This window comes from Virgibacillus sp. MG-45 (assembly GCF_036409425.1).
Classification (GTDB): domain Bacteria; phylum Bacillota; class Bacilli; order Bacillales; family Amphibacillaceae; genus LDC-1.
In genome coordinates this window covers 37,689-44,270 of sequence record NZ_JAXOFU010000018.1, presented here as the reverse complement: position 1 = coordinate 44,270, position 6,582 = coordinate 37,689, and the positions used below count along the sequence as shown (strand labels likewise).

Below are 6,582 nucleotides of genomic sequence, written 5' to 3'. Positions count from 1 at the left end.
TATTCAGCAAAGACGCCAGCTTCCTAGATCGAACCATTGCGGCAGTTAGTCTCGTACCTGTGCCAATCGGAAAAGTGCTCAAAGTAGCTAAGCTAGGAAAGTTAGGCTTCAGCGCCAATAGTGCAGGTAAAGCTACACGAGGAAGTGGTGCTGCAAGTAATGTGAGTAGGGGTACTAAGGGTACGGTTAATGGTGAACAACTTGGTGGTGCATATAAAAATGTACCGGCAAATGGTGGACAAGTTCATCATATGCCAGCAGACTCAGTTAGTCCATATAGTAAGGGTAATGGGCCAGGAGTAAGAATGGAAACAAAGGATCACATGAAAACAAAAAGTTGGGGCAGTTCAAAAAAATCGAAAGAATACAGAGCGAAACAAAAAGCGCTAATTGAACAAGGTAAGTTTAGAGAAGCTCAACAATTGGATGTTGATGATTTAAGGTCTCAATTCGGTAACAAATATGATAATGGAATTGAACAAATGCAAAACTATACTAATGATTTATTGGGGGATTAATAGAATGGAGTTTAACATTAAGCCTTATGTCGGTGTTGGAAAGATTCGTCTAGGGATGACCCCGGATGAAGTGCAGACTGCATTGAATTCAAAGGCTGAAAAATTTTGGAAGTTTGATGATGATGAATATGAAACAGACAGTTTTGATTGGTGTCATGTTTTCTATAAAAAGCCAGGAGTTTGTGAGGCTATAGAATTATTTGCACCAGCTTTAGTTATTTTCAATGGAGAATACTTAATTGGAAATTCATTTTCTAAAGTAAAGGATTTCGTTTCGCAATTTGATGAGAAGCTACAGATTGATGAGACTGGTTTTACTTCATTAAAGTTTGGCTTTGGAGTTTATGCCCCATTTGCAGAAAGTGAACCACCAGAACCTGTAGAAGGAGTAATAGTCTTTGAAAAGAATTATTATAATTAATTTATAATGAAAAGCATAAACCTTGATTGGCGCTATGCCTTTCAAGGTTTTTTGTTTAAATAAAGAGAATTAAATCAATAGAAATTTGGTAAGCAGACGTATGAAAATAGTTGTAGTGACATTTAAATATAACGACCACAGTTACTACTCGATTAAAATTCACACACAAGAATAACAAAGATCGTAGTGATTAATAACGAATAAAATTGTACACAAGAAGATGAATGCGGTGAGGAATTGAACGTTGTCGGGTATATACGAGTCTCAACGCAAGGGCAAGCCAAAGATGGATATAGCTTGAAATATCCGGATAGCTGTAATAATAAAATACAAGCAGATAGAACAGCATACACCAGAGCCGAAAAGTCCGTCAATATTTGGTAAACTAGGATCATGGGCGAAAAAAGCGACTAAAAAAGCAGCCACGGGGTTACAGCAAGTAGGCGCAGGACTTGTCGTAGGAGCAAAAGTAGCAGGGAAAATCGGCATGAAATCGGCGAAATTCCTTGTGTTCGATGATGTAAATACCCTATTCAGCAAAGACGCCAGCTTCCTAGATCGAACCATTGCGGCAGTTAGTCTCGTACCTGTGCCAATCGGAAAAGTGCTCAAAGTAGCTAAGCTAGGAAAGTTAGGCTTCAGCGCCAATAGTGCAGGTAAAGCTACACGAGGAAGTGGTGCTGCAAGTAATGTGAGTAGGGGTACGGGTAAAGTACAGAAATATGAGGTAGGGGTGTTTGATGACTTACAAAAAAGGTCAGCTGTAGGAGACAAGCTAGACATTCATCATGTAGGACAGAAACATCCTGCCAGTCAAGTTATAGATGGATACAACCCTCAATATGCTCCATCTATTGCAGTTCCTTTTAGAGAACATAAGAGGATACCTACCCTAAAAGGAGATTATAATGGTAGTGCGAGAGATTTATTAGCAAAAGATATTTGGGATTTAAGAAGGCATACGAATGCTCCAAATAGTACCTTAAAAGAGTTAATGAATCTTAATAAATCTATGTATCCAGGTTCATTTGTAAAATAGAAAGGAGAATAGTTTTAAATGAATAACGAAGATTTCGTTAAGAATATTATAGAAGTTGTTAGAGAAGAAAGTATAACAGACAGTGTAGAAGATTTAATTGACCCTCCAGGAAGAAAACCAAGTAGTGAAGATATAGAATTATCCAGTTGGTTTAATCAACTGGATGATACTGACAGAGAGAAATTAATTGAAGTTGTTAAAAGAGCAGTGGATACTTCCATTTTCGGATTATTTGCAGTACTCGATGGTGTAAGAACTATTGAAAGTGACACAAATAAGGGGAAACTAGAACTATTCTATAAGAAAGATGAAAATAGTATTTTATTAAACAACCCAAAAGAAGTCTATCTTCACGATATATTTAATAAACAAATAAGAGGTTAAATATTTAGAGGTGTCACCAAAAGACTTACTTTTGGGACACCCTTTTTGAATTTACAATGGATGACCTAGTGCCGAGAATAAGGGTAACCATTGTAATCACAGTCCTTAATTCATCAGGACTGTGGTAGCTTGATTTAGTAAATGGTCGAATATAGCTGTAATAATAAAATGTAAGCAGATGGAGCAGCATACACCAGAGCCAAAAAGTCCGTCAATATTTGGTAAACTAGGATCATGGGCGAAAAAAGCGACTAAAAAAGCAGCCACGGGGTTACAGCAAGTAGGCGCAGGACTTGTCGTAGGAGCAAAAGTAGCAGGGAAAATCGGCATGAAATCGGCGAAATTCCTTGTGTTCGATGATGTAAATACCCTATTCAGCAAAGACGCCAGCTTCCTAGATCGAACCATTGCGGCAGTTAGTCTCGTACCTGTGCCAATCGGAAAAGTGCTCAAAGTAGCTAAGCTAGGAAAGTTAGGCTTCAGTGCCAATAGTGCGGGTAAAGCTACGCGAGGCAGTGGTGCTGCAAGTAATGTGAGTAAGGGTACTAAGGGTACGGGTAAAGTTAATGTTGAAGTAACTATACCTAGTAATAGATATCCTGAAACAAGTAAGCATATTCGAGACGCACAAAAAGCAGGTCATCCAAACACATTAACCATTGACCGTTCAGGTGCAAAGTTACGAAGAAAAGATAGCTTAAGCGGTCTAGATAAAGTTCCAGGAAAGGATTTAGATGAATACCCACCAGCAATGTTTAAAGAGGGCGGTATGGGGGCAAGTGTGAGACCTGTTAGTCCATCTGATAACAGAGGTGCAGGTGCTTATTTAGGGAATAAGTTAAGAAATTATCCAGATGGAACAAGAGTAAGACTTAAATAATGGAGGGATTATATAAATGAGTGAGTTTTCTTTTGAAACTGAAATACTTTATTCACAGATTGCATTATTTCAGTATGGACTTGATAACCCTTTTAATGATTGGAATGAAATTCATGTAAATCAAGGATTTTCGTGGAGAGAGGGTTCAGTTTCCTTTGGAACACTCTCTAGTGATGGTGATTGTATGATTACTGTGAAGATGACTAAAAAAATAGAATCTGATGATGATATAATAAGAGCGATTGTTGTTCCGTTCAAAGTTGAAAAGGGTGGCGTAGAGATAGGTTCTGTAATGGAAACAGTTTCAATTGATATACCTGAAGGTACTTATGAAGTCTTGTTTACAGCTAAAAATGTAAATAATACAGAGCACTATACATTTTCATTTATAAAGAGTGAAAATACTACTGCAAGAGTTTTGAAAGCAGACGATGAATTAAATTCAACTGAAAATTTATTAATGAAAGCAAATCCAGCTATATAAAAATTTATGGACGGCTAATTCTGTGTTAGCCGTCCATTTTAGTTTATGAAGTGCTTAATAAACTGCTTCTTAAGCAGAATAAGAAGCAAATTCTTTCTATTATCCTATATAAATTACTTTCCAACCTTCTATCCACATATACGATATTCAATTCATTCTTACCCTAATAATCCATCTCACGTTTCTTAAAGGTAATTACCGCAAGTATTGCTATACCAACGGTCCAAGCAACCATAATCATTAGATGGAACCATACATCCATAAACCCTAAGCCCTCTTGTACCTTCGCTGCAAACTCCATTAATTGAATATTGGGCATGTATTCTGCGATAGCAAAAATAGGATACTTCTCAATTAAAAACTCAATAAAGATACTAAATCCAAAAATAAAGAAAAAGGGCAGGATCACAACTGACGCTTCTACAACTGATTTGGTAAGTAGACCTAATAAAGTTCCTAGTCCAAGATAAAAAAGCGTAGAAATAATAATGGCGATCGCTATTAATACGAAATTTGCTGGCTCATAGCCTGTTAGTATTGCACTTAAAACAATCGTTATAATCGTCAAAATAAAGGACACTAAACTTTTTCCTGCTAGGATTTCAGGAATAGTCGCTGGTGACAGCATCAAGCCGCGGAGTGTATTTTTTTCCTTTTCCTCTGCTATTAATGCACATTGAATATATGCTGCAACCATGACAAATGCGATATTTATTGAAAGAAAGTGTATCTCAAGTGTTACAACTTCCATCCCCCCGTAAACAGCAGCAAAAATAACCGGCATAAGAACGGAAGTAGAAACAAACATGTTTTTTGATAAGTCCTTTATGTCTTTTTGAAATATAGCCATCAAGCGCTTCATCGAAGGCATCATATTAATTCCCTCCCCGTTACTTCAACAAAAATATCCCCTAATGTTGGTTCATTCGAATGAATCGAGATGACATTATTTGTGGACATATATTGATATACTTCCTTTGCCCCGTCAGCTCCACCAGGTAGCTTTACTACTCGCCCATCCTTTAGTTCAAGAACTAACGAACCATCTGAAAATTGGCGACGAAGGGCCTTCGGTTCATCAAGTAAACGAATCATCCCTTTATGCAACAATGCAACCCGATCGCAAAGTTGCTCCGCCTCTAACATGTCATGTGTCGTTAAAAAAATGGTTGTGCCTTGTTCATTTAGTCTTCGAAGCCCTTCATGGATATGCTTTGAATTCACTGGATCGAGTGCTGACGTAGGCTCATCTAAAAACAAAAGCTCTGGCTCATGCAGTAATGCTCGTGCTAAAGTTACACGCTGCAGCATCCCCTTTGAAAGCTTTGATACGATTTTTTTCTGCTCCTGTCGCAAATTCACCATATCTAGCACTTCATCAATGCGCTTTGCTGCTACATTATATAAATCAGCATATAGCTTTAAATTATCGTAGATGGATAATCGAGCATATAGCCCACTATTATCGGTCAGAACGCCCATTTTCTGTCTGTATTTCCCTTTTTTTAAATGGGATGTTGCTTTTTCAAATACATATGCTTCTCCCGCTGTTGGGGCAAGCTGACCAGTTAAAATTTTAATTGTTGTCGTTTTACCTGACCCACTAGGACCAAGAAGTCCAAATGTTTCCCCTTTCTTTACTTGAAAATGAACATTTTCTAAAGCTGTTTGATTTCCAAACATTTTTGCTAATGATTTTACGTCAATAATGTTATGCACGCTTTTCCTCCTCTGTTATTTTCCTGTACAACTATACAATAAGGAAAAACGCGCATGAATACAGTATATTTTCTCTGAAAAGCGTATTTCAGAGGTTGAATGGTGCTTATTTCACTCCGAGCATATCCTTTAAATGTGTCATTTTCGTCTTAGAAAGCGGAATAGATGATTTAGGTTTATCATCTAAAATTAAGCTATAGCTATTCCTCGTCCATGTAATAACCTCTCTTACCTTTTGCAGATTTACGATGTAAGAGCGATGACATCGGTAAAACCCAAAATACATGAGCCGTTCTTCAAGCTCTGTTAATGTAAAGCTAGTTGGAAAAGCATCTCCATTGATATATAAATTTACTTGACCTTCTACACTTTCAATATAATCAATTTCAGGCGGATCGAACAGCACCATCTTATCATTAATTTTTGTAGGAATCTTATGAAATTGAAACGTTTTCTCTTCACTTGCTACTTCTTCCTCTAAAGATTTCGCATTGCTTGATTCGGTTTTTACCATGTGCAGCCCTTTTTCATCTAATCGATAAACATGATCTGTTACCGTAATCGCGCTTTCCATATTGCTCGTTAGTATAAGAACGCCTTTTCCTTCTTTTTTCAGCTTTTCTATTAGATGAATAAACACGCGCTTCGTCTCCACGTCTACGTTCAAATCAGGCTCTTCAAAAACATAAAGTGCAGGGTTTTGCAAAAGGATAGACCCGTAATGTACACGTCTTTGCTCAGACTCACTTAGCTTTCCAATCACCTGATGACGTTTTTCAGCTAATTGAACATCTTGTAAAACCTCCTGCAGTTGTCTATCCTTTCCATATAACCGATGAATGAACTTAAGTTGATCATCTACCTTTAATCGTGTATATATCCCTGCATTCAACTGAAGAAAGCCGACCTGTGATAAATAAGCTGCTTTTCCATCCACATATGCCTTATCGTTAATCGTAATCTTTCCGTTCGGACTACTTTCTGTACCCATTAAAACATCTAAAAGTACCGTGCGAACATTCAAGCTCGAGAAAATCGCCTTAACTTCACCTTGTTCTATTGTAAAATCAAAAGCTGGAAATAACACCACATCCCCATGGTGCTTTTCCAAATTGCGTATATGTAATAATGCCATGA

At 37.4% G+C, this 6,582-nt stretch carries 9 protein-coding genes and 1 pseudogene; 7 read left to right on the top strand and 3 right to left on the bottom strand.

The annotated features are described in order from the left end of the window. The 7 genes and pseudogenes from SPK86_RS15045 to comJ form a co-directional block, all read left to right on the top strand. The coding region (locus SPK86_RS15045) for a hypothetical protein (RefSeq protein WP_330949754.1) at positions 1–518 on the top strand (518 nt) is incomplete at its 5' end. A gap of 4 nt (positions 519–522) precedes the next feature. After that, on the top strand, positions 523–939 hold the full coding sequence (locus SPK86_RS15040) for a hypothetical protein (RefSeq protein ID WP_330949753.1): 417 nt from the start codon (positions 523–525) through the stop codon (positions 937–939). 237 nt (positions 940–1,176) lie between these two features. Then, positions 1,177–1,251 (top strand): annotated as a pseudogene (locus SPK86_RS15035) (recombinase family protein); the annotation flags it as partial. Positions 1,252–1,426: 175 nt separating this feature from the next. Further along, positions 1,427–1,978: a hypothetical protein gene (locus SPK86_RS15030; RefSeq protein ID WP_330949752.1), complete on the top strand. Its 552-nt coding sequence runs from the start codon at positions 1,427–1,429 to the stop codon at positions 1,976–1,978. An 18-nt stretch (positions 1,979–1,996) separates the two neighbouring features. Beyond that, positions 1,997–2,362: a hypothetical protein gene (locus SPK86_RS15025; protein ID WP_284140760.1), complete on the top strand. Its 366-nt coding sequence runs from the start codon at positions 1,997–1,999 to the stop codon at positions 2,360–2,362. 178 nt (positions 2,363–2,540) lie between these two features. Continuing rightward, positions 2,541–3,242, top strand: coding sequence for a NucA/NucB deoxyribonuclease domain-containing protein (locus SPK86_RS15020; RefSeq protein ID WP_330949751.1), 702 nt, complete (start codon positions 2,541–2,543; stop codon positions 3,240–3,242). A 16-nt stretch (positions 3,243–3,258) separates the two neighbouring features. After that, positions 3,259–3,726: a competence protein ComJ gene (gene comJ, locus SPK86_RS15015; protein WP_330949750.1), complete on the top strand. Its 468-nt coding sequence runs from the start codon at positions 3,259–3,261 to the stop codon at positions 3,724–3,726. A 163-nt stretch (positions 3,727–3,889) separates the two neighbouring features. On the opposite strand, the gene SPK86_RS15010 is transcribed toward comJ, so the two are convergent. The 3 genes from SPK86_RS15010 to SPK86_RS15000 all read right to left on the bottom strand — a co-directional run bounded on the left by SPK86_RS15010 (position 3,890) and on the right by SPK86_RS15000 (position 6,580). Then, positions 3,890–4,600: an ABC transporter permease gene (locus SPK86_RS15010; protein ID WP_330949749.1), complete on the bottom strand. Its 711-nt coding sequence runs from the start codon at positions 4,598–4,600 to the stop codon at positions 3,890–3,892. Continuing rightward, entirely contained in the window at positions 4,597–5,445 is an 849-nt protein-coding gene (locus SPK86_RS15005; RefSeq protein WP_330949748.1) for an ABC transporter ATP-binding protein, read from the bottom strand. Before SPK86_RS15005 ends, SPK86_RS15010 begins: the two co-directional genes overlap by 4 nt. A gap of 106 nt (positions 5,446–5,551) precedes the next feature. Then, complete coding sequence (locus SPK86_RS15000) at positions 5,552–6,580, bottom strand: LytTR family transcriptional regulator DNA-binding domain-containing protein (RefSeq protein WP_330949747.1); 1,029 nt, start codon at positions 6,578–6,580, stop codon at positions 5,552–5,554. Positions 6,581–6,582: the final 2 nt, after the last annotated feature.